The sequence below is a fragment of the Clostridium pasteurianum BC1 genome, assembly GCF_000389635.1.
In the GTDB taxonomy this organism is placed as follows: Bacteria; Bacillota; Clostridia; order Clostridiales; family Clostridiaceae; genus Clostridium_I; species Clostridium_I pasteurianum_A.
This window is the reverse complement of sequence record NC_021182.1, coordinates 1,252,853-1,277,267: the sequence shown is the minus strand read 5'-3', so window position 1 is coordinate 1,277,267 and position 24,415 is coordinate 1,252,853. Positions and strand designations below refer to the sequence as shown.

Sequence of the window (24,415 nt, the reverse complement as noted above, 5' to 3'; positions counted from 1 at the left end):
TTATAAATAGAATTAATTTTTACTAATGATTTTCTAAACCATTTGATTAATTGAAGCCAACGTAAATGATTGAATCTAATACATAAAATCAGGATAATTGAAAATTTTCAATTATCCTGATTTTATATTAATATTTGAAATTAAATTTTTAATTTTATTTAATATTTTTTAAACTCATAAATTGATTTTTCTATGGCTTCTAGTAAGCTATTTAATTCAAATACATCCTCTTCTTCAAGTAATTTATTCAGCCGATTCTTATAATAAACAGCTTCAGATAACTTATTCATAGAAGATAACACTAAGATGTCATTCACAATATCAGAAATCAAATTTGATTTTACTTCAAATAATTTCTGAGCATCCTTTATCTCATCTTTAATTTCAAGCATCTGTCCATCTAATTGAAATGCAGCATCGGCAGCATTTTTAAGTTTTTCTCTTACCTCTATAGGTATGTCATGTTTATATTTATAATTTAAAGAATGTTCGATAGTAGCCCAAAAATTCATAGCTAATGTTCTTATTTGTATTTCTGCTAATATTTCTTTTTTTCCATCTGCTAAGTTAACTGGATATTTTATAATCATATGATAACTTCTATAACCACTATCTTTTACATTGTTTATATAATCTTTTTCATTTATTACAATCATATCCTGTCTTTGTCTAATTAAATCTGCTACATGCTGAATATCATCTACAAACTGGCACATTATTCTGATTCCAGCTATATCCTCCATGTAGCTATCAATTTCATCTAGAGTTAAATTAAGTTTCTTAGCTTTTTCCAAAATACTGGATATTTCCTTCACCCTACCAGTAACAAACTCAATTGGGGAATATTCATTTTTTTTCCTATACTCTTTTCTTACACTTCTCATTTTTACTTTTAATTCCTCTACCGCTTGACTGTAAGGAATTAAAAATGTCTTCCATTTAACCATCATAGTCATAAAGAATCATCCTTTTCAATAAAAATTTATCTAAAGATCAATTGTCATAGATATTATTTAGACTATAATAAAAAATAACAATCATACCCGTTCTAGATAATTGATATAACTTAATATAATACATAATTCAACTAAGCAACATTCATTTATGGAATTTTATCCACAGTAAATTATTATAATATTATATGCTATATTTTTCAATTAGATAAAAAAAATTGTACCAATTAATATTAATTTTAATCTTATATTATTTTATCTTATATTAATTTTTAGAATTTTCTATCTAAGTTCAGCAAATCATTATTAATAAATTTAATTACTTTTTAAAAAATATTACAAATAATATATATAATATAATTATTTACATATATTGTTTATTAAATTTTAGTTTACCTAAAATTTAGAATCAATAAAAAATATTCAAAAAGATTTGATAGTTCTTACTAAAAAAGGTATAAATTCATCTGACTCCAATATTAATAAAAACATGGAAATTAAAAAACCTAAAAAGAAAGGATTTTTCTCAAAGTTTTTCTAATTTAAAATATATTTCTCTACAGTTTTAACAATGCTATACGAGAAATAAACTGTGAAACATTATAACGAGGAGGATTCATATGTCACTTTTTAAGAAAAATAAAACTTCCATCTCCAATACAGTTGAAAACAATATAAACAAATTAGAAGAATATAAAAGCTTTATAAATGAAATTTCTAAAGAAATAGACTCCGCTATAGAAAGAATAACTTCCGATTCTGAAGCTATTTCAAATACAACTTCTACAATTGATTCTTCTTTAACTGAAATGGCCTCATCTTCTCATGAACAAGAAGAAAATTTTGAAAAATCTGTAGGCTTGCTTGAAGAATACACTGAATATACAAGCTCAATAGACTCTAATATTCAGGATGTAAACAAAAAAATAGCTGATTCCAGCAGTCTCACAGAAAGTAGTCTAAATCAAATTAAAAATCTGGATTCATCCCTTAGCGATCTTGAATCTGCCTTTAAAAGTTCTTCATCAATAGTTAATGATATGGTTTCAAAAATAGAATCAGTTAATATTATAACAGATACCATAAGTCAAATTGCAAGTCAAACCAATCTTCTTGCCCTTAATGCTGCTATAGAGGCCGCAAGAGCTGGAGAAGCTGGTAGAGGCTTTGGAGTAGTTGCTGATGAAATAAGAAAATTAGCTGAAAGCACTAAATCTGCAGTAGAGAACAGTACAAAAATACTTGAAGAAATTAAAAACGATATATTGAATACTTCTTCAACTATGTCCACTGCTAATAGTGCTATTAGCTTACAAAACGAAACCATTAAAACCACTAAGGGATCTCTTTCTGGAATAAAAAATTCTATTGATAATACCTTAGGTGAGATAAAAGTAAGCATAAATTCATTAGTAGAAGTAAAAGATAAGGAAAATTCTATAAAGGAAACCTTTGAAAATATATCTTCCCTTAGGGAACATCATTCAAATATATCTAATGAAATTACATCTTATGTTGAAAATCAATCTCAACTTTTGGAAACAATTAATACTACAGTAAATGATCTTAAAAACACAGTTTTAAAAATAAATAATTTTTCCAAATAAAATAATATAGCTTATTTTGTTTCTTGATACATATATAATACAGCCTCAATAAAAATCATGTTAAAATTTTTATTGGGGCAAAATTTACATAATCACAGGAAGTTATTATATACTCTAAATTATTCTTTTTAACTACTGACTTTATTTTTTGAAGTGAACTTCCATGTAAATGGCCATAAATTATTTTTTCTACTTTATATTCTTCTAATAAAGCAGTCATAGCATTATCCTCTTCTTTCTCAGAAAAAGGCGGAAAATGAATCATTACTATTATTTTATTATATCCACTTTTAACAGCGGCATCTAAGGATAATTTTAATCTTATAAGTTCTCTTTTATATATTTTTTCATCATGCTCTGTAAAGCTTTCAAACTTGGGATTATTCCAGCCTCTTGTTCCACAAATAGCATAACCTCCGTATGTGTAAAAGTTATTTTGTATAAATTTCATATCTTCATAAAGTTTATTCAACTTAGTTATAGAAGTCCAAAAGTAGTCATGATTTCCCTTTACAAATATCTTGGTACCTGGTAGCTTATGAATCCATTCCAGATCTTTTATTCCCTCTTCCATGTGCATAGACCATGATATATCACCTGCAACCAGTACTGTATCTTTTTCTGTAATATTAGCTAACCAATTATTTTTTATTTTTTCGTCATGTTTATACCAATTATCGCCAAATACATCCATTGGTTTGTCTCCACTTAAAGCTAAATGAAGGTCTGATATAGCGTATAAAGCCATTAATTTCCCTCCTTGTCTATTAGCAAGTATTCAATTAAAAAATGATTCTACAACATTAATAGGATTGATTATTAACTATCCCTTACTTTGGTGTTTTTTCAGTTTGCTGATTTAAATTATCGTCTATATCCATGACATAGTTTATTACCTCTGCAACTATTTCATATAATTCTGTAGGTATGCTGTCACCTATATCTACATTTAATAATAAATCTGCTAACTCCTTATTATACACTATAGGCACCTTATTTTCATCAGCTTTTTCTACAATCTTATCTGCTAGCGCACCAACTCCTGCTGCTGTAACCAATGGTGCTTCATAGCCTTTATCATATTTCAAAGCCGCTGCTTTTTTCCTTTCATAAGGCATTTATATTCCTCCTAAATTCGATGTATTTACACCCTTCTATCTATATTATTACTACACTCATTATTAAAAAAACTTCGACAACTTGCTATGTCAACTTCACTTTCTTTTGGTTTTACCTTTAAACTTACTGTATACCCCATATCTATCTTATTTAAAAAGTTATCTTTAGCTGCTTTCAAAAGTTTAACCCACTTGTGTTCTGATTTTATATCCACATTTAGGTTCTTATTATTTACAGTTATAAAAGTATCTATTACACCCATATTTACAGTTTTAATTGAAGCTATTAACTTTACATTTTTTGAGTCTATTTTTTTCCCACTTTTTCTATCATCCTTAACAATAAACTTAAAAATATAATCATTATCTTTAAAATTCAAGGGTATATCTACATAATAATATCCTTCAGATATAACATTGAATAATTTTATATCATTTATATTATTTCCTAAAATATTTGATATTTTTTCTAAGCTTTCTCTATTTAAATTCCCTTTACTAATCAGCTCTTTAATAGTGCCCTTCATGAAATTAATTTTAAAATTTATTTCATTGATAACTGTCTTATTTAAATCATTATTTAAACTGACATTTAACTTATTATTTAAGATATTTTCTATTGATTTATTTAAATTATTTTTTTCATCTACAGCGACCATATTATCTATTTCTTTGTTAGCAACTTCATTACCTAAAATTTTATCAGACACCTTCTCTGGAATTTGTTGCTTTAATGCATCTTTTTGCTCCTCAAATATATTAAGTTGATTTATTTTATCATTTATAACTTCTAAGGATTTGTATATAGCTGCATCCTGTTTAAAAATTTTATTAAAGCTTTTTATATTGTCTCCATTAATTTCTATTCCATTTTCAATAAAAGAAGTAAGTTCTTCCAGGCTAAGACCCTTTAATTCTTTAAAAAAGCTTTCCAATAATTTTTTTACTTCCTTGCCTTTATCACTATTCACATCTATATTATTTTTTACTATGTATTGATTTATAAACTCATCTTCTTTATTAGGATTTTCAATTATATTATCTTTAAATTTTAAAAGTGATTTCACATTTGAAATATTCTCTTTAGTAAGTGGTATGTTATGCTCCAATAAAGATTTTAGTATATTGTAATCTTCTTTACTGTATGTATTTGCTATATAGCCTCTTAAAATATCCTGTTGTGAATCAATTAAAGTGCCATTATTTTCTAAATTATGTGGAAGTATTTTAATCTTTATTTTACCCTCTTCATAGCCCTCTACAATAAATTTATTAAAAATATTGGCATCATAATTTATATCCTTGGTAAGCTTGGCACTAAATTTCCAGCCATCATTTAATTTTAGCACAGCCTCACCTTCACCAGTATTTTCATCCAATATTTTAGCAGAAAATACTTCACCGATTTCAAAACTAAGTTTACGAACAGCTTTCCCAGCATTATACTGCACAAGATTATTAACATTTGATATTCCAGCCATTATAGTACCCCCCTCTCTTAAATTAATCTTATAAAATCTACAATTAAACATATGAAAATAAATAGCAAGTCAAAAATACACTAGTATACTAGCTAGTTATTTATTTATCATGACTTAAGCGAACCTGTATAATACTTTATCTAATTAAATATACTCTATCTTATTATAATTATTTTGTAATTTAATAGTTTTATATATTATATATTATCGTTAATTTATTGTATTTTTTCACTTGTTAAATTATATAATTTAGATTGTAATACATATAATACTTTTCAGTAAGTGCTGAAATTTCTGCATGTGGAAAAATACCCCTCAAGATAAAGCTATAAATATTACTAGTGGCATCAATGAATCTTACTCAGTGGGAGTTTGCATTCCCGCTGAGTTTAGATGAATTATCCAGGGACGTGCCGCTGTTATCTCCAGCTTTAGAAGGTGGAGTATTACAGCGGCTAGTCATCGGATAAATGTACAAAATCTACCTTAATATTTAATTGCAATAAAAATACAGCTTCAGATGATATTCACCTGAAGCTGTATTTTTATTTGATAGCACATACCATAAATATCTTTGAATCAGATCCAAAGTCTTTTTGTTTTTTTGTAAGCTATATTCTTCTCTTAATTATATAATATACACTATTCCACTACTATTTTATAAAATTTCTTCTTTCCTCTTTTTAAGAGAACACTGCCATCTTTAAAGTCATCTTCACTTATCAATGCATTTACTTCTGTAATTTTAGTATCATTTACTACAATACCACCCTGTTGTACGAGTCTTCTTCCTTCTGATTTTGAAGGTATTATCTTTGTATAAACCAATGCATCCAGAAGTGGTCCTCCAAGCATCTCTTTAGTTATGGATACTGTAGGAACATTACTCATATCTTTTCCACCTGAGAAAAGTGCTTCTGCTGCTCTTTCAGCTTTTTCAGCTTCCTCTTCTCCATGAACAAGCTTTGTAACTTCAAATGCAAGTATCTTTTTTGCCTCATTTATTGCTGCATCCTTTAATGCTCCAAGTCTTTTTACCTCATCCATAGGAACAAAAGTTAAAAGAGAAAGACATTTTTCTACATCAGAATCAGCTACATTTCTCCAATACTGATAGAAATCATAAGGTGTAGTTTTTTCAGTGTCAAGCCATACAGCACCACTTTCAGTTTTTCCCATTTTCTTACCCTCACTATTAGTAAGTAGTGTAGCTGTCATGGCATAAGCTGGTTTACCTTCTTTTCTTCTAATAAGTTCTACACCTGAAATCATATTTGACCACTGATCATCTCCACCTAGTTCCATTACGCAGTTATACTTTTTATTCAGCTGCAAAAAGTCATAACCCTGCATAAGCATATAGTTAAATTCCAAGAATGTAAGACCTTTTTCTAATCTTTGCTTATAGCATTCTGCTGTAAGCATTCTATTTACAGAAAAATGTACTCCTACTTCTCTTAAAAAGTTTACATAATTTAAATTCATAAGCCAATCAGCATTGTTTGCTAAAATTGCTTTACCATCACTAAAATCAATAAACCTACTTACCTGCGCCTTTATACACTCTACATTATGGTCAATATCTTCCTTTGTAAGCATCTTTCTCATATCTGTCTTACCTGATGGGTCACCGATCATAGCTGTTCCTCCACCCATGAGCACTATTGGTCTGTGCCCTGCCTTTTGCATATGTGACATAAGCATAAGAGCTAAAAAATGACCAATATGTAAGCTGTCAGCTGTTGGATCAATACCTATGTAAAAAGTTATCTTTTCCTTTTCAAGAAGCTCTTTTATCTCTTCTTCATGTGTAAACTGTTTTATAAATCCACGTTCTATTAAAGTATCTACTACACTTGACAATTAAATCACTCCATAAAGCTAAAATTTTCACCTATTTTATTAGTATATATGTAAATTTCATAATTATCAATAATATACTGTATATAAACTTATTTTTGTGATAGAATTTAGGCATATTCAAATATATAATTAGTTAGTATGCTAGCATCTTTAACTTACTATTTTTTTCATATGCCTTAATAATCATTTACTGGAAAGGAAGATTTTATTCATGCAGGGTTGGAGTTTTAAATCTCTTGTACTAAGTAGCGAAATAAATTTAAACATCATAGCTGATCATTTTGGAATAAATAAGAAATTCAAGTGGGGGGATCCTTTAGTCCTCACAGATAACAGATTAAATGGAATTCTTAAAGTTCCAAATAACAAAACTGTATATATTTATCATTATGGTTCATTAGTATTTATTAACATGGAATATCATGAAATTCAAGATGTTATAAAATATTTGAAGGAAATAGATGAAATTCTCAGAAATAATACTCCTAGCGAGTATATAGATGAATATAATCTAGAAGTATCTTCGGATTATGAATATGCACTATATAATGATCTTATGACCTCAAATGAATTCAGGCCCTACTATCTTGATATAATATCTCTGGTACTTTCGAAATCCACATCCCTACATAAAATTGAAATGAATATAGATAAGCTTTTAGATAATATAGAAGATGTAATAGATTATCTTGATAAAGGTAAATTCAATATGTCAGATATTGAAATTTCTAAGACCTCAGCTAAAGTTTTAAGATTTAAATATGATACTCTATCCTATCTTATGCTACTTGATAAACCAAAATCTGCTTGGGATAATGAGGATATAGAAAATTTCTTTTCCGAAATATCTGAGCTCTTTGAAATACAGGATAGGTATAAAAAGATATCTCATAAAACTGAAGTATTAAAAGACATAACTTCTGTATTTTCTTCTCTTTCTCATGAAAAAAGAGGTACTAAACTAGAAATAATGGTTATCGTATTGATACTTCTGGAATTGATTATTGGAATAGCTGAATTAATTTTTAGATTATCCTAATAACCTTGTTCAACTTTATTTTTTTCAGTACTATTGTAAAATATCGAAAATTATATTCACACAAAATAACTCGTGCATAGTGATTAGGATTAGATAGTAACAACTTTATTTCTCCCTGAATTTTTAGCTTCATAAAGCATTGAATCTGCTACACTTAATACTTTTTGCACTGTATTCCCATTTTGTGGATAATAACTTATACCAAAGCTAGCCGATATAGATTTCTTATTTCCATCATACTCCACAATATTTTCACAAATTCTTTTCCTTATCTCCTCTATTCTATTAAAAACCTCTCCATGATTATAAGCTTTACTTATGTATATAACTATCTCTTCTCCACCGTATCGAGCCAAACAATCCATGTCTTCCATACCATCTTTTAATATATTAACTACAGATATAAGTACTTTATCTCCAAATTGATGGCCATAAGAATCATTAAATCTCTTAAAATTATCTATATCCATCATTACAATTGCAAATTCCTTTTTCCGTTTCTGCAATAGTTTTTTTTCTAAAAACTCGAAAAAATACTTTCTATTGTATATTCCCATAAGGGGATCTCTAATAGAACTCTCTTTAACCTGATTATATAGAAAATTATTTTCAAGAGCTATAGCTATTTGGTTTGCAATGGCAGATATAAATGTTATGTGATCATGACTAAAAAAATTAAAAAGCGTATGTTCTACTATTATATATCCCCTAAACTCATCTCTAAGATATACTGGTACACCTATTGCTGAGTGAATATTTGCTTTACTATTACATCCCAAAAATATAGAATCCTTGCAATTGAGCACAAAGGGCTGCTCATTATTAAGACTTTTAAAAAATTCATCATTTTCAAAATCAAGCTTACAGCTCTTAATATTTGTAGCTTTCACTATTAAATGATTTGTAGCTTTATCTATAAGACAAATGGAAGAATATATAACTCCCAATATGCCAATAATCATATCATTAATCATAGTAATAAGATTATCAGCACTTACATTGGAGTTAATATATTTACTTACCTCTACAATGTTAGTAAGTGAGTCTAATTTCTTCTCTAATTGTGTGTTCTTTTCATTCATCATTTGAATAGTACTTTCTGCAAAGTTCTGATAAGTTTCAAATTCCTCTTTAAGCTTTAAAAATTGTGATTGAATATCATCTTTTTTATCCATAATTCTACACTTTCCCTTTTATATCATATATGTTATCACTATAATAATTATATTTCAAAATCAACAAAAAACAAATGATATATTTGTTTTTTGTTGATTAAATTAAATAAATTAATAATGTTGAATTTTCCAATCTATATGTTATAATAATCCATAGAGTAAACTACTCATAATTCAGTAGGTTAATTATCAAGGTGATTTCAACTCCTCTTTTATCATAGGAGAAGGTTAATTATCAAGATACATTATTCCTATGATATTTTCAAGGAGGTTTTTTATAATGGCTGATAAGACTATCGTATGTAAAGACTGTGGAAAGGAATTTGTTTTCACTGAAGGTGAACAAGCATTCTACAAAGAAAAAGGATTTGAAAATGATCCAGTTAGATGTCCTGATTGTAGAAGATCAAGAAAAGCTAACAGAAACAATTTCCACAGAGAGTAATAGCAATAAAAGAGAGGATTTACCTCTCTTTTATTTTATGATTCTTTTAATATTATTTTTTATTAATAATTCACTTATAGGTACTGCTATGAGTATTCCAACTATAACCTGTGCTATATTTCCCGGCACATGAGTTGATTCAATAATAAGTGCTTGGTTTAATGGCACATTAGTGTAGAAATGCTCTATAAATACTCCTGCAAAGTAGTAGGCCCCTATCATCCAGATTCCGGCAATAATAAAGCCAAAGATATTGTTAATTACATTTTCACCTTTATAACTACTCCTATAGGCAATAACTGCTGCAATATAACCCATTACTCCTTTTATAACAAAAGTATATGGTGCCCATATAGAATAGGGTGATAATAAATCGAACAAACTCATTCCTATAGCCGCAGCTAAAGCTGCCTTTTTCTTCCTAAGTAGTACTGCTGCAAGAAATACCATACTATCTCCTAGGTGCACTACTCCTTTATATCCAAGACCTACTGGTACATTAATCATTGCTGTGGCAACATATACTATTGCTGCCATTAAAGCTATCTGTACCAAGTCAATAGTACTTACCCTTCTTCTAGCTTGTTTTAATTCCATTTTTACCCCTCCAACTATTTGTTTTAATTAGACATCTTTGTCTTGCTATTTATTTTCAGATGTCTCACAAGTAATAAGTCAATAACTTCTTAACAAATTTAGCATTCTAAAATACAATTTAATAATTTATTAGGTATTCGAAAATAAATAATAATTCAAAAATGCAAAATACTATCATACTAACAGTTACCTATTAAAAATACTTTAATTGTTTTAGTAATTATTATAAATTCCTGTGAAAATCATAATCTTAAAATGCCATCTTGAATAAAGTACATTAGACTTATTAAATCTTTTAAAAGATTTAATAACAATTATAAATAAAATATATATTATTGCAAATGTATCCCTACATTTAAATACAAGTAAATATTTTTTTGAATATTAATTATTATCTTGGATAAAATATAAATAATGTTACTTAATATAAATTTCAAAAAATTAATCAAATATATAGATAAACAACTTCAATAATGAATTTTGCCTTAACAAAACAAAAAGCATTGAAAATACTATATTTTATCAATATGTAAATTAAGTTTTCATATTGTTTATCTATAATTTGCACGGAGGATACACATGAAATTTTTACGTTGGATAAGCAGTCTTTTTCTACTACTTTTTATAGTAGGCATAATATTTAAGGCTGGAAGTAATTTAATAAATATAGTGCTGATTTTGTCTGCATTTTTACTAGTTTTAGATATGTTTTTTCAAAGGAGAAAATCTATATAAGGCATGTGAAAATAAATAGTAAGTCAAAGATGCGACGAATATTTTGAATCATACAAGGAAACAGGTTCTGATGATAGTGGGCTATCTGAGGGTTCTGTTGACGCAGTAGGATTCAAAATAGGCTAGCATACTGACTAGTTATTTATTTGAATATGCCTAAATAGAAAATAGAACCCTACCCTAAAATAATGGAAGTAGAGTTCTATCAATATTCTTTATGGCTTTAACTAAATATGTGCTATACTCATTTAATTCACGTCTGTTGCTATGATTTCTGTAGTATTTCAGCTTTTCTAAATCATCAAGTATTATACCCAAACAATTTCCACTATGAGCTCCTAATATCCCAATACCACCAATATCCTTCATTATATATAAAACTTTATCTAAAAAATCATATTTAAGTCTATGTTGATTTCTAATTATGCTCTCTGTAGAACAAAAAGCTAATTTTTCCAAATTTCTTTCTCTAACTCCTTCAATTAAGATTGGAATTAAATCTGATATATCACCATGAGCTGGTAGAGTTTTTTTGTTAAATTCAATTGTATTAATTTTATTTCTACCCTCAAAAATCACTACATAAAACTCCATATAGTTTCCTATAGTTTTCTTAAAAGTTCCTCTTTTATAATCAAATAAAGTCATTTTTTCGAATATAATACTATCTGTAGGTTCTATTCTTAAACATTCTTTTACAAGCTCTCTCTCACTAAATTTTCTATTAAAGAGTTTAAGCAATGCATTATAAAGAGCACATAAATCTGCCGTACTGCTGGCAAAACCCTTTCCTATAGGAATATGTGAATTTACATTTATCTTTAATATTTTACCAAATTCTTCATATCCCCATGCTTTCAATATATTAATCATAAATTTATTTGTCTTATAATTACCATGCTGCCTATATGCGCAGCTATCTTCGAATACCCTTACTTTAGTGTAAAGATTAATAGGACAAGATGCTAACACATCTAAACCTCTCATATTACCTTGTACTATTTCTCCTACACTTCCCGGATAGTATGCAGTAGCTTCCATTGGTTATCTCCTATACAATACAAAACTATGACTTATACGTTATTAAAGTTATATAATATTTAATATAATAAAAATTCCATCTAAGTTTAATAATCAATTTAATTCTTCATTAAATAACCTATTATACTCACATTATTAAAATCTTTTATTATTTCATCAATCTTCTTCAGATCTACAGCAGCAATAACACAGGTAGAAGGTCCTCCTGACTTATGTGTATCAACTAAGAGTTCTGTTTTAAATTTCAACTTAAATCCGTTATTCCTTGCAAGCATTTCCGTCTCATAAGCAATGCCTTTAGAGCCAACAGGTACTATCTCGTAGACATCTTTTGATTGTTGAAGCTTACAAATGGTATCATAATCAATAATTTCATCATCTTTAACAAAGCTAATTTCATGTCCTACCTTTGGAAGACCTATACTCACTATAATAGCTTCTTCCTTAACGGAATTAACTTTAAGCTTATCTTTACTGACCATGCCTATAGCTGTTATTCCAATTCCCGTGGAAATAGTTTTAAAATTCTCCTCAGTACTTCCTGTAAGGGTCATGTCATTTATTCCCGCCAGCATTAATTCTTCCTTTATTCCCTTTATAACCGCCATACCGGTATCATTCATTTCATTACAAACTGCATTGGTAATAGTAATAATTTCAGCTCCAGAACATATAACCTCCATAATGGCTACTCTTACAGTAAACCTAGCTGCATAAATAGTAGGAACCTTAAAGGTATCTCCTTCTTTCATTCCTATGCCGCCGCAGCTGTCACAAGCTATAACTATAATACGATTTTCATCTATAGAAATTAAACTTAAATCTCTAATCTTTTTTACTTCCATGCTTTTATATTCTCCGGTAAAAATTTATATACTAAATAAGCTATTAGTATATTTAAAAACGCTGCTAGACATAGAATTGGAATCATTGCCATCATTGCCCATCCCATAATGGGTACTAATATAAGTACAGATATAGGTCCATTTATTATTATTCCTATAATAGCAGCTATAATTATGCCCAGATATCTATTTATCTTAGAAAGTTTATTATATATTATTCCGAAAAAAAACATAGTAAGAGCCATATCCACCATAATTAACATATGTACAGGCAATGTATATGGAAAACCACTAGTTGCAGCAGTTAAAAAATGTCCTAGGGCTCCTATAATAGCACCATAAACCGGTCCTAGAATTAAACATCCTAAGAAACCTGCCATGGAGTCAAAAGCTATGGTTCCCATTATTTTTATGTTGGCACCTAAAAAGCTTACAGCAATGAACAATGCCATTATAACTAGTTTTCTTGTTTTCATGTCTAATACCTTCTTTCACTTATATTTAGTATACAATGTACTAAATCTGTTGTCATGACTATTTTTACATGAATTACATACAATCAATGTAAATATAATTTTAAAATTGCTTAATAACATATTGCTATCTATAATATGTTTAGAAATGAGAGCTTCCTTAGTTGAAATTCACTTATTAAATTGCTCCCTTACCCTCTTGGATAATACATTATTATTAAAACACCTATAAGTGCAATAAAGCCTCCAATTAAGTCAAATCTATCTGGGATAACCTTGTCTATCTTCCATCCCCATAAAATTGAAAGAACAATAAATATTCCTCCATAGGCTGCATATACCCGTCCAAAACTAGAACTTGGCGGTTGTAATGTTGGTACTACTCCATAAATGATTAAACTTATAGCTCCTGCTAAACCGTACCATATGCTTTTACCATCTCTTAGCCATAACCATATAAGATATCCTCCACCTATTTCAAATACTCCAGCTAACACAAAATAAAATATTGATTTAAGTATTCCCATCAGTAGCACCTACTTTCTCACATTAGTGATAATTTATTCACTACAAAATCAACTACCTCATCTTCACTGCTAAAACTATTTTCAGTATTAATTGTGTGTCTTTCAATTACCAGTGCCTTTATTCCCATATCTAAAGCGGCTCTCAGCTTTTCCTCAGTTCCACCCTGAACACCGCTGTCCTTAAGGATCACTGCTTTTGAATCGTACTCCTTTATAAAACTGCAGTTAAGTTCATAACCTATGAGACCTTTAATAGCTATTATATTTTCGGTCTTTACACCTAAGCCAAAACACTTATCCATAACCTTAACAGAGGGAAGAACCCTATGTATTATTCTGTTGTTTAGTTTCATATTGATAAACTTTTCAATATTATTGCTGCCAGTAGTATTTAAAATTGTTCCATTAATATGTAAAAGTTCTTCTTTAAGCTCATCATAATCTTTAACTTGAATTATATTGTTATTTCCCTTAAATTTATCTAAGATAGATTTTCTTTCATACCTGACATAAATTATCCCAAGTCTTTTACATGCCACCATAGCATTTTGTGTAATAACTAAGGCATAGGGATGGGATGCATCTACCAAAATTTCTATCCTGTTTTCCCTTAATTGCTCTATAAGTTCTTCTAAAACAAGAGGCTTCGTATTCAACTTTTTAAATTTAAAATTTTCCAGTAGTTGTCCACCATACTCAGTAGCTGTGGTAATAAATATATTATCAGTATACCGGTTAAGCTTTGAAAGTATATTTTTACCCTCTGAAGTTCCAAGTATAAGGCCTATCATAGCTTATATCCTCTAGGAGTTATGAATATTCCATTTCTTACAAAGCTTTGGCTGTTTCCAATAATAACAACAGAAAGCATATCTGCATCACTATCATCAAAAGAATCCAAAGTAAATAATTGCTGTTTTTGCCCTTCCCTTAGAGCATTTTTAACTATTGCCACAGGCGTATGTCCCTTCCTGTATCTCTTTATTATTTCTATACTTTCCTTAAGGTAATATGGTCTTCCTTTGCTTTTAGGATTGTACAGTGTAATTACAAAATCACCTTGTGCTGCCATTTCGACTCTTTTCTTTATAAGTTCATAGGGTGTCATAAGGTCACTAAGACTTATATTACAGCTATCATGCATAATAGGTGCTCCTAAAACGGAAGCTGCTGCACTAGAGGCTGTAACTCCTGGTACTACTTCTACCTGTTCATCTTTTCTCATTTCTAAAACAAGCCCCGCCATTCCATAGATTCCTGCATCTCCAGTACTAATTATGGATACTACCTTATCCTTTGAGAGTCTCAGAGCCGCTCTACACCTTTCCTCTTCCTTCATCATTCCTGTAGAAAATATTTCTTTACCTTTAATTAATGATTTTATCAATTCAATATATTTAGTGTAACCTACTATAATTTCACTTTCCTCTATCACCTGTCTAGCCTTTACTGTCATATGTTCAAGACCACCTGGACCTATACCTACCACGTACAATTTTCCCACGAGGATTTCTCCTTTCCATTATTAAATCTTAGTATACTAATGACTTCTTAAATTCATTCATATCAATTATGTTAATACATATTGCAATAAATTATATTCATTATAAAGTAACTATTCTATTTAATTCTCATCTGTTAATTATTTTAATTGCAGCCTATATAAATTAATATCTTAATTTTAAGCTTTTCCAACACATAAAGTCATTCCAGAAATACTTAACTTTTCTGTTAAAAGTATGCCACCACATAGTTCTACGCATGGCTCACAAACTGCTCTTATACCTATACTCTTCTCCACAAAATCACTGCCTTTATATTTGTGCTGAACTTTCCTTATGGCCTCTCTAGTAAAAATTTTCAATTCTCCCTTTAAAGCCTTATTTAATTCCAGAATAGCCTTTTCATCCTTTTTTATCTCTACAGTAGCTACATATTTTACTGCTCTTTTATCTATATTAAGTTCTTCTAATTTTTCACAAACCTGCTCTATCATCTTTTCTGCTGGGTAATTCTTTTTACAACCTATTCCAAGCACAACATCTCTTCTTATAAGTTTTAATTTTTTTTGATTATTGTACTCGGCTTTGTTAAAGCCTTGTATCTTAGCCTTATCAGTTACATATACAATTCCATTAATCTGTTCTTTTTCTTTTTTCAGACTAACTTCCTTTGTATGTAATCTACAATTACTATGATCATCTGAATTCATTAATCTATAACTTTCAAGTTTATCTTCTAGATTAATATACCCCTCCGGCAAATCAATTTCATTTTTATCATCTACAAATGCCACCTTTTTCCCATCTACCAATAGAGCTGATATTTCCTTTGCATCCTTTAGGCTATCTATTATCAAATTATTTTCCAATGCAATAATATCTGGTGCCTTTACTTTTAAAATATCCGTAGCTGTAGTTATAACTGGTAATGCTCCTACTATCTCTGCAAGCTTTATAGAGAGAGCATTAGCTCCACCTAAATGCCCACTTAAAAGACTTATTACATATTTTCCAAGCACATCTATAACTATTATTGCTGGATCTATGTCTTTAGATTTTATGTAGGGAGCTATAGACCTCACTGCAATACCCGTAGAGGATAGAAATATCACTGCTTCATATTCTTTCATAAGTTCTTTAGTTATATTATTTATATTAAACTCTTTTATTTTAGTTTTAGAATATAAGTCTATATCAATACTTTTGCCAATTCTTTCAGCTATAATATCACCTTTATTATTCAGACTTATTACTGCTATTTTCATTTATACCCTCTCTAAACATATGTGTAAAGCTCTTATCATAAAGCTTACTCTTTTCATATTCACAATCTATGAAATCTCCGACCAATATCTGTGCACATTTAGTTATATTTGCTTCTTTTACCTTTTCAGAAATATCATCTAAAGTACCAATAATAGTCCTCTCATCTTTCCAGGTAGCTCTTTCTACTATTGCCACTGGTACATTTCTACCATAACCCTTTTTCAATTTTCCCACTACTTTATCAATCATACTAACTGATAGAAAAATTGCCATAGAGGCTCCTATAGCTGCTAATCTTTCAAGATCTTCTCCCTTTGGTACTGGCGTTCTGCCTTCTATTCTTGTGAGAATTACAGTTTGACTCACCTTTGGAAGGGTAAATTCTCTCTTTATTGCCGCCGCTGCAGCTGTAAAAGAGCTTACTCCAGGGATAACTTCATAGCTTATGTTCAGGCTATCCAATATGTCCATCTGCTCCTTTATAGCACCGTATATAGCTGGATCTCCAGTATGTAATCTCACTATAATTTTGTTTTCAGTACTGCCTTTTTTAATAACTTCAATTACCTCTTCAAGATTCATAGAGGCAGAATTGTAAATTTCCACATCTTTTTTACAGAAACTCATATGTTCTTTGCTTACTAGTGAACCTGCATAAATCACTATGTCAGCCTTAGCTAAAATATCTCTTCCCTTTACCGTTATAAGATCCACATCTCCCGGTCCTGCTCCTATAAAATAAACCATGCACTCACTCCCTTTTCTATTTCCTATTTGCTATAATAAGTGACATATATTCTCTGTTTTTTAATATATCATCTCTATCTCTTAAAACTTCCTGTCCTTCTCTGCCAGCTTTTTTTATGTATACATAGGTAAAACCTTTTTCTTCCAAGATATTAAGTATTTCTTCCTCCATTTTATATACTTTCATTATAACCACATATTTTTCATCTTTAATAGTATTTACTTTCTCTCCTGGAACTATAAGAAGTGGTTCATTGCCAATTACTAAAGGTTCCTTCGCAAGACTGGCACAGGCGCAGAAGGAGGTTATTCCAGGCACCGTTTCTGTTTCATATCCCTTTTCTTCTATGTATTTTAAAAGATATATATAAGTACTGTATACAAAAGGATCTCCTATCGTTAAAAAGGACACATTTTTGCCTGCTTTAAGCATTTCCTCTATGACCTCAAAGGCTTCATATATTTTCTGTTCCTGCTCCTTTCCTCCCATAGGGAAATGTTTCACTATTATCTCTGTATCCTTACTTATGTAATCTTCTGCTATTTCTAGTGCTATGCTTCTCCCACCAGCCATACCACTGGGAACTACCACTACTTCAGAATTTTTTATTGTTTTAACTGCTTTAAGTGTAAGCAGTTCCTTATCTCCAGGTCCAACCCCTATGCCATATAATTTAGCCATTTTTTCCCTCCTGTATTTGAATCTTATATGATTCACCTTAAACACATATTCTTTCTAATGTTTCTTTACCGCTGTTACTATAAAAATAGGATTGATTGCCACCAGCATACCGCTCTTTCCCTTGCCTTTGCTCACTGCTACCTGAATTAAATCTATATCATATTCCAGATTCCTAAGTGTGTGCATTGCTCTATATACATTATCAATGGTAATAAAATTTAACACCATATTCTTTCCCTGCTTTAACTTTCCTCCATAGCTAGTTATTATATCCTCTATATTTCCACCACTGCCGCCGATAAATATAGCATCAAATTCTCCTTGTATACTATTTACTGCCTTAAGAGCTTCTCCTTCTATAATACTAATATTATGAGCACTAAATTTCTCTTTATTTTTCTCTATTAAATCTATTGCTTCTTTGTCTCTTTCAACAGCTGTAATCTGACCCTCATAACATATTTTGCTCATCTGTACAGATACAGAACCAGTTCCAGCACCTACATCCATCACCTTAAAATCTTTTTCTAAATTAAGCTTAGAAATACTGAGTATTCGTATTTCTTCCTTTGTCATAGGAGTTTTACCCCTTATAAATTCTTCATCCCTTATGTATCTCATTTTCTATCACCACCACCGCTAAATCATCAATGAATCTTACTTGTTGGGAATTTGTACTCCCAACAAGTTTAGATGAATTATCCAGGGACGTGTCGCTGTTATCTCCACCTTTAGAAGGTGGAATATTACAGCGACTAGTCATCGGATAAAATTCTCTATGTATAAATTCCTCTGGCTTTCCAATTAAAATTCTTTCATCATCATAGGACAAGTTTTCTCCTATATATACTTTAACTGAAAGCTTTTCCTTAAATAATCTTTTACAAATTTCTTCTGGAGAATTTACCTTATCTGTAAGCCATATAGATACTTTATAGTCTTTAATTTTCTCTATAAAATTTTCTTCTCTTCCATGAAGACTTCCAAGATAGGCTTCCTGCCAGGATTTATTGAGTTTTGCCATAAGATATTGAAAAGAACTTATACCTGGTATTGTAATTAATTCACCTTTGTAATTCCTATTTATGTAATCTGAAATTCCATAGAAACAAGGGTCTCCAGAAGCTACAATGGAAATACTCTTATCCGCATTATTATTTATTATATCCAGTATTTCCTTTAAAGTCTTCACTAATATTCTATTTTTATCTTTAATAAAAGCTATACTCTCTATTGCTCTTTTAAAACCTATAATAATATCTGACCTATCTAAAATTTCTATAGCTTTAACCAACATGTATTTTCTGCTGCCTGGACCAAGACCTACTATATAAAGCATAATTTTATCCTCACAATTATAAAGAGTTTTCATATATTTTAATTATAGAATAACCTTAATAATATTTCGCACTAATATTTTTTCTTCATATCAATTGTCCTTTCATTAATTATATAATATCATTTTGTATAAAAAAGAACTTGCTGCAATTTACTTGTGTATTGTTTTGGAATAGTATAACCTGTTGAAGTTTTATTTACATACATATACATAGAAGAAGTATTATATTCTTTAGTCAACCATAAATAAATAGTTTCTCTTCTATTTGTAGTGTAATATAATTCAACAATGTAATTAGCTGGAAGTACATCAAGCGTACCGTTTATCTTTTTACCATGTTTTATGGATTCCACCACTATATCTATACTTTTAGGATTAGTTAAAGAAGTTAAATAAGTTTTTTGAGATTGATTATATTTGGATATTTCATATACATTTATTTTGACAACTTTATTATAATAGTATTTATAAATTACAATAAATCCAATTAAAAACACTGCTATTGAAAATAAAATAATTATTTTCTTCATATAATTAACCTCCAATTCTAAAAAGTTTTTTTAGTGCGATAACCCATTTGTGAGTATTTTAACTACCTATTTAACCAGCGAAGCCCCGGTTAAATCTTTTACCTTGCCGCGTGTCGGCAATCTTTCACTTTTTCGCCGCGTCAGCTAGGTAAAAAGCTTTCACTTGTTAACGAGCTAATATTCCCATTTATTAGTTTAATCAATTTGGTGTTTATTTCGCCCTTTCTCACAATTATGTATTAATATTATCTCTACTATCAAAAAGTACTCCTCTTTCCATGGAGAACATAACTACATCTACCTCTACTTGATTATAGGAAAACTGCTGAATTTTCTGCTTTATCTTATTTCCTATTCTATGATAAATCTGTTCATAATTATCCCCTAAAAGATTAACTGCCCCTTCAGTAGTTTTTTCATTATACACCTTTTGTACAATTTCTGTATTTTCTCCCATAAGTGCCAGTTCAAGAGCTATTACCTCAAGCCTTACATCACATACTCTACTATGAGTATTGAAGCAGCCTGCTGCTACTTTACACAACTTTCCTATGTGACCTATAACCGTAATCTTTTTTATCTTCTTTTCCACACAACTATTTAGTGCAAAGCCTACATAGTTGGACATGGATACTATTCTTTTAGGATCAACTCCAAGTTCTTTAGCTTTATCTTCTCCCATATTTCCAAAAACCAAAACTAATTCTTTATAACCCAATACAGCTTTTTGATTTATCTCCAGCTTTATGGATTCCTTTAGTGCTTCTTCAGACATAGGCACTACTATTCCCGTTGTACCCAGTATGGAAATACCGCCTTCTATATTAAGTCTTGGATTAAATGTCTTTTTAGCTATTTCTTCTCCTTTTGGCACAAATATAGTTATTTCTATACCTTTATCCTTAGGTAAGACCTCTCTTACCTCTTTTTCTGTCATATTTCTTGGTACTGGATTTATGGCTGGTTCACCTTTTTTAACATATAAACCTTCACCATTAACTACACCTACACCTTTTCCACCTTTTAAAGTATATCCACTGTCCTTCTTCTCCGCTCTAGCCCATATTTCCAGTCCATGGGTTACATCTGGATCATCTCCACCATCTTTTATAATACAACACTCCACATAATTTTCACCTTTAACTATTTTCGTAACTTCCAATGAAAGCTCTATTCCTTTAGGTGTGTCTATTCTAATTTCCTTCACTTCATTGCCATGGTAAAGCATGATAGCCGCTGCTTTAGCTGCTGCTGCTGCGCAGGAACCTGTAGTATATCCACATCTAAGCTTTTTCCCATCACAATTTATATATAAATCAAGCATATTTCTACTCTCTCTCTATAATCATATACATAAGTGCATTTACAATAGCCGCTGCCACTGTACTTCCACCTTTTCTACCTCTTACAGTTATTAGTGGTAAATCCAATTTTTCTATTTCCTTCTTGGACTCAGCTGCCCCTACAAAACCTATTGGTGCACCTACAATAAATTTTGCATCAGCTTTTCCTTCAATTATAAGTTCCTTAAGTCTATACAAAGCCGTTGGTGCATTTCCAAACACAAAAAATTGCACACCTTCCTCTACTGCCTTCTCCACAGCTGCCATAGAACGGGTTATCTTTCTCTCCTTAGCCTCTTTAGCTATATCCTCTCTTGACACAAAGCACTCCACTTTGCAATTTAGCTCCTTAAGTGCCTTCTTGTTTATCCCTGTTAAAGCCATATTTGTATCCGTGTAAATAGTAGTACCATTCTTTAATACTTCCAGAGCCCTGTCAATAGAACCCTCTCGTATATAAAGCAAATCCTTGTACTCAAAATCTGCTGTGGTATGTATTACTCTCTTTACTATGCTAATCTCTCTCTCAGAAAAATCATGCTCCCCCATTTCTTCCCCTATTATTTCAAAGCTTTTCTTCTCTATATCCATAGGCATTTTTATATAATCCATAATTTATTTTTAGTGAGTAAAAATATGTAAATAATAGAACTCACTAAGTGTCACTTCCTTTCTATCCCTCATCTAATTTATCTTACAATACTTTTAATTAAAGCTTTATTATAAAGCCTGTCTTTATACCCCTAGCAAATCCAGCTTTTTCATAAAACCTCAAAGTTTCTTCTTTTTTTGAACCTGTTAACAACATAACTTTATAACACTTCTTTTCTTTTGCAATTTCTACTGCTTTATTCAATACTTTGGTTGCATACCCTTTTTTCCTATAAGCTGAATCTGTAATAACATTCTCTATAAGTCCATAAGGTCGTAAGTTTCTAGTAAGATTTTCTATAATTGATATATTGCAGGAAGATACTAATTTACCATCCACTTCAACAACAATATAATATAAATTGGCATTATTATATATTGAATTCCATATTTCATGTAAATTTTCGTTATTTGACACATCAGGGTCTTCAGGCTGTAACTGTTTGTATAAATCAAGTAATTCATTTAGTTCATCATATTTTATGAACCTTGCAATTTCAGACATTTAATTACCCTCCATCTTTTTATATGCTATCCCATCAAGCCATTCCCAATTAAATACTTAAACATTGCCAAGTTTCCAAAAAAATGCACATGAGCATAGCTTCCTAATGTATTACCTTTAACATAGCCACAGTTCCACTGCTTTTTGGAATTATCATAACTATCTTTTGTAATCTCATATATATTGCTTTCTTCTAATATAACCTGCGACTTATGAAACTCATGACAATTAAAACGTAAACCTACAGGTAATACTGAATTCTCATTGACTACCTTTACTTTTGCATACCCAAAGTTCTGAAGCCTATTAGTCATATTAGACTCACCTTTAAAAAAACCTACAGTTTCTTTTCCATTTATTGCTCCCGTGAGATACATCAAACCTCCGCACTCAGCATAACATCTTGTTCCAGAATTTAATGCATTTCTTATACTATTTAGCATAGTTTTATTTTCGCTAAGTCTTTCTATAAATACCTCTGGATATCCTCCTCCTAGGTAGATGAAGTCCACTTCCTTAGGTAGTTCTTTGTCTTCTAGTGGACTAAAAAACTGTACCTGCCCTGCTTCCTGCAAAAGCTCTATATTTTCCTTATAATAAAAGCTAGAAGCCTTGTCATAGGCCACTGCTGATTTTATTTTCATATTCTTTACATGAAAATTATCACTGTATTTTTCAGCAGGAACAAAGTACTTTAACAGCAAATCAACATCCACATTATTTTCTATAAGCTCTGCACAGATCTCAATCTTTTTATTTAGGTCCTCAATTTCAGCACTTTGTACAAGTCCTAAATGCCTGCTCTTAAGTGAAAGTCTCTCATCCTTTGGTACATATCCAAAGACTTTAACTTTACAGTATTTCTCAACTGCTGCCTTTAAAAGTTTATAGTAACTTTCCTTTATATTATTAAATATTATTCCTGCTATATTGATACTTTCAAAATTCATCAATCCCTGTATTTCTGCACATAAAGTAGAAGCTTTAGCTTTTGGTGATAAGACTAAAATTACAGGTAAATTAAGTACCTTTGATACATGGGCTGTAGAATACTGAGTACTTATTCCCTTTCCATCATAAAGGCCCATAACCCCTTCCACTACAGCATAATCACCTTTACCTCTAGAAAAGCTAGCTTTAACCCCCTCTTCTCCCATAAGATACAAATCTAGATTTCTAGCTGGAACTTTTGTAATGTATTCATGAAAATCTGGATCTATATAATCAGGACCCACCTTATAGCTTTGTACCTCAAATCCTCTGTCTTTAAGAACCTTTAATAGTCCCATAGTTATTGTGGTTTTCCCCCCTGAACTTCCATTAGAGGATATAACAATACTTTTCATATGCTTAATACTCTATCCCTTCTCTAGCGGGAACTCCTTTACCAAAATAATGCTTTATTTCTTTCATTTCTGTAACCAAATCTGCCCTATCTATTATTTCCTCTGGTACATTTCTTCCCGTTAGTATAAGCTCCATATTATGAGGCTTAGCTTCTATAAGCTGTAAAAGCTGCTCCTTTGACACAAGTTCATTTGACAGTGCTCCCATAATTTCATCCATAATCAAAATATCACATTTATTGTTTTTTAAGGTGTCCAAGCAAAATCTATAAGCTTCCTGTACTTCAAGCTTTAATTCCGCTTTTTCACTGTCATTTAAAGTCCAAAAGAAACCTCTCTTTTTTTCAAATCTAAAAACCTTAAAATTAGGTTCTAACTTTTTTATACTTTCAAGCTCTCCAGTGGAACCAGATTTTAAAAATTGAACCATGAATACACTATAACCATCTCCTGCTGCCCTAACTCCCAGTCCCACAGCAGCAGTAGTTTTACCTTTTCCGTTTCCTGTATAAATCTGTACATAACCTTTAGATAGCTTTCCCATAAAACTCCTCTTTTCTTATGTTTACCAGCTCAATATTAATTATAGTTTTCTAATAAATCCT

28 protein-coding genes are annotated in these 24,415 nt (G+C 30.2%); 4 read left to right on the top strand and 24 right to left on the bottom strand.

What is annotated here, in order from left to right; genetic code table 11:
* Positions 1-158: 158 nt before the first annotated feature.
* Complete coding sequence (locus tag CLOPA_RS05875; protein ID WP_015614549.1) at positions 159-956, bottom strand: GTP pyrophosphokinase; 798 nt, start codon at positions 954-956, stop codon at positions 159-161.
* 617 nt (positions 957-1,573) lie between these two features.
* Between CLOPA_RS05875 and CLOPA_RS05870 the strand changes: the two genes are divergently transcribed.
* The gene (locus CLOPA_RS05870; protein WP_015614548.1) at positions 1,574-2,560 is read left to right on the top strand and encodes a methyl-accepting chemotaxis protein; all 987 of its coding nucleotides are present in this window, start codon (positions 1,574-1,576) and stop codon (positions 2,558-2,560) included.
* A 55-nt stretch (positions 2,561-2,615) separates the two neighbouring features.
* On the opposite strand, the gene CLOPA_RS05865 is transcribed toward CLOPA_RS05870, so the two are convergent.
* From CLOPA_RS05865 to tyrS, 4 genes are all read right to left on the bottom strand, one after another.
* Entirely contained in the window at positions 2,616-3,308 is a 693-nt protein-coding gene (locus CLOPA_RS05865) for a metallophosphoesterase (RefSeq protein ID WP_015614547.1), read from the bottom strand.
* A gap of 82 nt (positions 3,309-3,390) precedes the next feature.
* Entirely contained in the window at positions 3,391-3,678 is a 288-nt protein-coding gene (locus CLOPA_RS05860) for an EscU/YscU/HrcU family type III secretion system export apparatus switch protein (RefSeq protein ID WP_015614546.1), read from the bottom strand.
* A gap of 26 nt (positions 3,679-3,704) precedes the next feature.
* Entirely contained in the window at positions 3,705-5,159 is a 1,455-nt protein-coding gene (locus tag CLOPA_RS05855) for a hypothetical protein (RefSeq protein WP_015614545.1), read from the bottom strand.
* A gap of 642 nt (positions 5,160-5,801) precedes the next feature.
* A complete protein-coding gene (gene tyrS / locus CLOPA_RS05850) occupies positions 5,802-7,022 on the bottom strand; it encodes a tyrosine--tRNA ligase (RefSeq protein WP_015614544.1) in 1,221 nt (406 codons plus the stop codon).
* A gap of 211 nt (positions 7,023-7,233) precedes the next feature.
* Here tyrS and CLOPA_RS05845 point away from each other — a divergent pair, with 211 nt between their 5' ends.
* Entirely contained in the window at positions 7,234-8,061 is an 828-nt protein-coding gene (locus CLOPA_RS05845; protein WP_015614543.1) for an RMD1 family protein, read from the top strand.
* Positions 8,062-8,150: 89 nt separating this feature from the next.
* On the opposite strand, the gene CLOPA_RS05840 is transcribed toward CLOPA_RS05845, so the two are convergent.
* Positions 8,151-9,236, bottom strand: a complete 1,086-nt coding sequence (locus CLOPA_RS05840; RefSeq protein WP_015614542.1) for a sensor domain-containing diguanylate cyclase — start codon at positions 9,234-9,236, stop codon at positions 8,151-8,153.
* A gap of 280 nt (positions 9,237-9,516) precedes the next feature.
* Here CLOPA_RS05840 and CLOPA_RS05835 point away from each other — a divergent pair, with 280 nt between their 5' ends.
* Positions 9,517-9,681 (top strand): zinc-ribbon domain-containing protein, encoded by a 165-nt coding sequence (locus CLOPA_RS05835; protein WP_015614541.1) that lies wholly within the window; start codon positions 9,517-9,519, stop codon positions 9,679-9,681.
* Between the two features lie 30 nt (positions 9,682-9,711).
* Here CLOPA_RS05835 and CLOPA_RS05830 read toward each other — a convergent pair whose 3' ends face one another.
* Entirely contained in the window at positions 9,712-10,278 is a 567-nt protein-coding gene (locus CLOPA_RS05830; protein ID WP_015614540.1) for an ECF transporter S component, read from the bottom strand.
* A 579-nt stretch (positions 10,279-10,857) separates the two neighbouring features.
* Between CLOPA_RS05830 and CLOPA_RS24850 the strand changes: the two genes are divergently transcribed.
* Complete coding sequence (locus CLOPA_RS24850) at positions 10,858-11,013, top strand: hypothetical protein (RefSeq protein WP_015614539.1); 156 nt, start codon at positions 10,858-10,860, stop codon at positions 11,011-11,013.
* Positions 11,014-11,193: 180 nt separating this feature from the next.
* Here the strand turns inward: CLOPA_RS24850 and CLOPA_RS05825 are convergent, their stop codons facing one another.
* The 17 genes from CLOPA_RS05825 to CLOPA_RS05745 all read right to left on the bottom strand — a co-directional run bounded on the left by CLOPA_RS05825 (position 11,194) and on the right by CLOPA_RS05745 (position 24,354).
* A complete protein-coding gene (locus CLOPA_RS05825) occupies positions 11,194-12,054 on the bottom strand; it encodes a kinase involved in propanediol utilization (protein WP_015614538.1) in 861 nt (286 codons plus the stop codon).
* Between the two features lie 98 nt (positions 12,055-12,152).
* Positions 12,153-12,899 carry a hypothetical protein gene (locus CLOPA_RS05820; protein WP_015614537.1) on the bottom strand — a complete coding sequence of 249 codons (747 nt, stop codon included), beginning with the start codon at positions 12,897-12,899 and terminating at the stop codon, positions 12,153-12,155.
* Positions 12,890-13,375, bottom strand: coding sequence for an ECF transporter S component (locus tag CLOPA_RS05815; RefSeq protein WP_015614536.1), 486 nt, complete (start codon positions 13,373-13,375; stop codon positions 12,890-12,892). Before CLOPA_RS05815 ends, CLOPA_RS05820 begins: the two co-directional genes overlap by 10 nt.
* Before the next feature lie 188 nt (positions 13,376-13,563).
* Positions 13,564-13,899, bottom strand: a complete 336-nt coding sequence (locus CLOPA_RS05810) for a YnfA family protein (RefSeq protein WP_015614535.1) — start codon at positions 13,897-13,899, stop codon at positions 13,564-13,566.
* Positions 13,900-13,916: 17 nt separating this feature from the next.
* Positions 13,917-14,690 carry a cobalt-precorrin-6A reductase gene (locus CLOPA_RS05805; protein ID WP_015614534.1) on the bottom strand — a complete coding sequence of 258 codons (774 nt, stop codon included), beginning with the start codon at positions 14,688-14,690 and terminating at the stop codon, positions 13,917-13,919.
* Positions 14,687-15,403 carry a precorrin-3B C(17)-methyltransferase gene (gene cobJ, locus CLOPA_RS05800; protein WP_015614533.1) on the bottom strand — a complete coding sequence of 239 codons (717 nt, stop codon included), beginning with the start codon at positions 15,401-15,403 and terminating at the stop codon, positions 14,687-14,689. The genes CLOPA_RS05805 and cobJ overlap by 4 nt, the downstream gene beginning before the upstream one ends.
* 177 nt (positions 15,404-15,580) lie before the next feature.
* Positions 15,581-16,666: a cobalt-precorrin 5A hydrolase gene (gene cbiG, locus CLOPA_RS05795; protein ID WP_015614532.1), complete on the bottom strand. Its 1,086-nt coding sequence runs from the start codon at positions 16,664-16,666 to the stop codon at positions 15,581-15,583.
* Positions 16,638-17,414, bottom strand: a complete 777-nt coding sequence (gene cobM, locus CLOPA_RS05790) for a precorrin-4 C(11)-methyltransferase (RefSeq protein ID WP_015614531.1) — start codon at positions 17,412-17,414, stop codon at positions 16,638-16,640. The genes cbiG and cobM overlap by 29 nt, the downstream gene beginning before the upstream one ends.
* 16 nt (positions 17,415-17,430) lie before the next feature.
* Entirely contained in the window at positions 17,431-18,096 is a 666-nt protein-coding gene (locus CLOPA_RS05785; protein WP_015614530.1) for a cobalt-factor II C(20)-methyltransferase, read from the bottom strand.
* A gap of 54 nt (positions 18,097-18,150) precedes the next feature.
* Positions 18,151-18,717 carry a precorrin-6Y C5,15-methyltransferase (decarboxylating) subunit CbiT gene (cbiT, locus tag CLOPA_RS05780; RefSeq protein ID WP_015614529.1) on the bottom strand — a complete coding sequence of 189 codons (567 nt, stop codon included), beginning with the start codon at positions 18,715-18,717 and terminating at the stop codon, positions 18,151-18,153.
* A complete protein-coding gene (gene cbiE, locus CLOPA_RS05775; protein WP_015614528.1) occupies positions 18,698-19,435 on the bottom strand; it encodes a precorrin-6y C5,15-methyltransferase (decarboxylating) subunit CbiE in 738 nt (245 codons plus the stop codon). The genes cbiT and cbiE overlap by 20 nt, the downstream gene beginning before the upstream one ends.
* A gap of 119 nt (positions 19,436-19,554) precedes the next feature.
* Positions 19,555-19,965, bottom strand: a complete 411-nt coding sequence (locus CLOPA_RS05770) for a hypothetical protein (RefSeq protein WP_015614527.1) — start codon at positions 19,963-19,965, stop codon at positions 19,555-19,557.
* Between the two features lie 232 nt (positions 19,966-20,197).
* Positions 20,198-21,289, bottom strand: a complete 1,092-nt coding sequence (gene cbiD / locus CLOPA_RS05765) for a cobalt-precorrin-5B (C(1))-methyltransferase CbiD (protein ID WP_015614526.1) — start codon at positions 21,287-21,289, stop codon at positions 20,198-20,200.
* Between the two features lie 4 nt (positions 21,290-21,293).
* Positions 21,294-21,923 carry a precorrin-8X methylmutase gene (locus tag CLOPA_RS05760; protein ID WP_172638640.1) on the bottom strand — a complete coding sequence of 210 codons (630 nt, stop codon included), beginning with the start codon at positions 21,921-21,923 and terminating at the stop codon, positions 21,294-21,296.
* A gap of 94 nt (positions 21,924-22,017) precedes the next feature.
* Positions 22,018-22,464 carry a GNAT family N-acetyltransferase gene (locus tag CLOPA_RS05755; RefSeq protein ID WP_015614524.1) on the bottom strand — a complete coding sequence of 149 codons (447 nt, stop codon included), beginning with the start codon at positions 22,462-22,464 and terminating at the stop codon, positions 22,018-22,020.
* Positions 22,465-22,490: 26 nt separating this feature from the next.
* Positions 22,491-23,810 carry a cobyrinate a,c-diamide synthase gene (locus CLOPA_RS05750; RefSeq protein ID WP_015614523.1) on the bottom strand — a complete coding sequence of 440 codons (1,320 nt, stop codon included), beginning with the start codon at positions 23,808-23,810 and terminating at the stop codon, positions 22,491-22,493.
* Between the two features lie 4 nt (positions 23,811-23,814).
* Positions 23,815-24,354 (bottom strand): cob(I)yrinic acid a,c-diamide adenosyltransferase, encoded by a 540-nt coding sequence (locus tag CLOPA_RS05745; protein ID WP_015614522.1) that lies wholly within the window; start codon positions 24,352-24,354, stop codon positions 23,815-23,817.
* Positions 24,355-24,415 lie beyond the last annotated feature (61 nt).

Bases quoted from the DNA above. Each gene is read 5' to 3' on its own strand.
- CLOPA_RS05855 (WP_015614545.1), bottom strand. From the start codon at position 5,159: ATGGCTGGAATATCAAATGTTAATAATCTTGTGCAGTATAATGCTGGG.
- CLOPA_RS05870 (WP_015614548.1), top strand. From the start codon at position 1,574: ATGTCACTTTTTAAGAAAAATAAAACTTCCATCTCCAATACAGTTGAA.
- CLOPA_RS05820 (WP_015614537.1), bottom strand. From the start codon at position 12,899: ATGGAAGTAAAAAAGATTAGAGATTTAAGTTTAATTTCTATAGATGAA.
- CLOPA_RS24850 (WP_015614539.1), top strand. From the start codon at position 10,858: ATGAAATTTTTACGTTGGATAAGCAGTCTTTTTCTACTACTTTTTATA.
- CLOPA_RS05750 (WP_015614523.1), bottom strand. From the start codon at position 23,810: ATGAAAAGTATTGTTATATCCTCTAATGGAAGTTCAGGGGGGAAAACC.
- cbiG (WP_015614532.1), bottom strand. From the start codon at position 16,666: ATGAAAATAGCAGTAATAAGTCTGAATAATAAAGGTGATATTATAGCT.
- CLOPA_RS05840 (WP_015614542.1), bottom strand. From the start codon at position 9,236: ATGGATAAAAAAGATGATATTCAATCACAATTTTTAAAGCTTAAAGAG.
- CLOPA_RS05805 (WP_015614534.1), bottom strand. From the start codon at position 14,690: ATGATAGGCCTTATACTTGGAACTTCAGAGGGTAAAAATATACTTTCA.
- CLOPA_RS05755 (WP_015614524.1), bottom strand. From the start codon at position 22,464: ATGTCTGAAATTGCAAGGTTCATAAAATATGATGAACTAAATGAATTA.
- CLOPA_RS05745 (WP_015614522.1), bottom strand. From the start codon at position 24,354: ATGGGAAAGCTATCTAAAGGTTATGTACAGATTTATACAGGAAACGGA.
- CLOPA_RS05835 (WP_015614541.1), top strand. From the start codon at position 9,517: ATGGCTGATAAGACTATCGTATGTAAAGACTGTGGAAAGGAATTTGTT.
- cbiT (WP_015614529.1), bottom strand. From the start codon at position 18,717: ATGAGATACATAAGGGATGAAGAATTTATAAGGGGTAAAACTCCTATG.
- cobM (WP_015614531.1), bottom strand. From the start codon at position 17,414: ATGGTTTATTTTATAGGAGCAGGACCGGGAGATGTGGATCTTATAACG.
- CLOPA_RS05810 (WP_015614535.1), bottom strand. From the start codon at position 13,899: ATGGGAATACTTAAATCAATATTTTATTTTGTGTTAGCTGGAGTATTT.
- cbiD (WP_015614526.1), bottom strand. From the start codon at position 21,289: ATGCTTGATTTATATATAAATTGTGATGGGAAAAAGCTTAGATGTGGA.
- cbiE (WP_015614528.1), bottom strand. From the start codon at position 19,435: ATGCTTTATATAGTAGGTCTTGGTCCAGGCAGCAGAAAATACATGTTG.
- CLOPA_RS05875 (WP_015614549.1), bottom strand. From the start codon at position 956: ATGACTATGATGGTTAAATGGAAGACATTTTTAATTCCTTACAGTCAA.
- CLOPA_RS05815 (WP_015614536.1), bottom strand. From the start codon at position 13,375: ATGAAAACAAGAAAACTAGTTATAATGGCATTGTTCATTGCTGTAAGC.
- CLOPA_RS05865 (WP_015614547.1), bottom strand. From the start codon at position 3,308: ATGGCTTTATACGCTATATCAGACCTTCATTTAGCTTTAAGTGGAGAC.
- CLOPA_RS05860 (WP_015614546.1), bottom strand. From the start codon at position 3,678: ATGCCTTATGAAAGGAAAAAAGCAGCGGCTTTGAAATATGATAAAGGC.
- CLOPA_RS05770 (WP_015614527.1), bottom strand. From the start codon at position 19,965: ATGAAGAAAATAATTATTTTATTTTCAATAGCAGTGTTTTTAATTGGA.
- CLOPA_RS05785 (WP_015614530.1), bottom strand. From the start codon at position 18,096: ATGGCTAAATTATATGGCATAGGGGTTGGACCTGGAGATAAGGAACTG.
- CLOPA_RS05825 (WP_015614538.1), bottom strand. From the start codon at position 12,054: ATGGAAGCTACTGCATACTATCCGGGAAGTGTAGGAGAAATAGTACAA.
- CLOPA_RS05830 (WP_015614540.1), bottom strand. From the start codon at position 10,278: ATGGAATTAAAACAAGCTAGAAGAAGGGTAAGTACTATTGACTTGGTA.
- CLOPA_RS05845 (WP_015614543.1), top strand. From the start codon at position 7,234: ATGCAGGGTTGGAGTTTTAAATCTCTTGTACTAAGTAGCGAAATAAAT.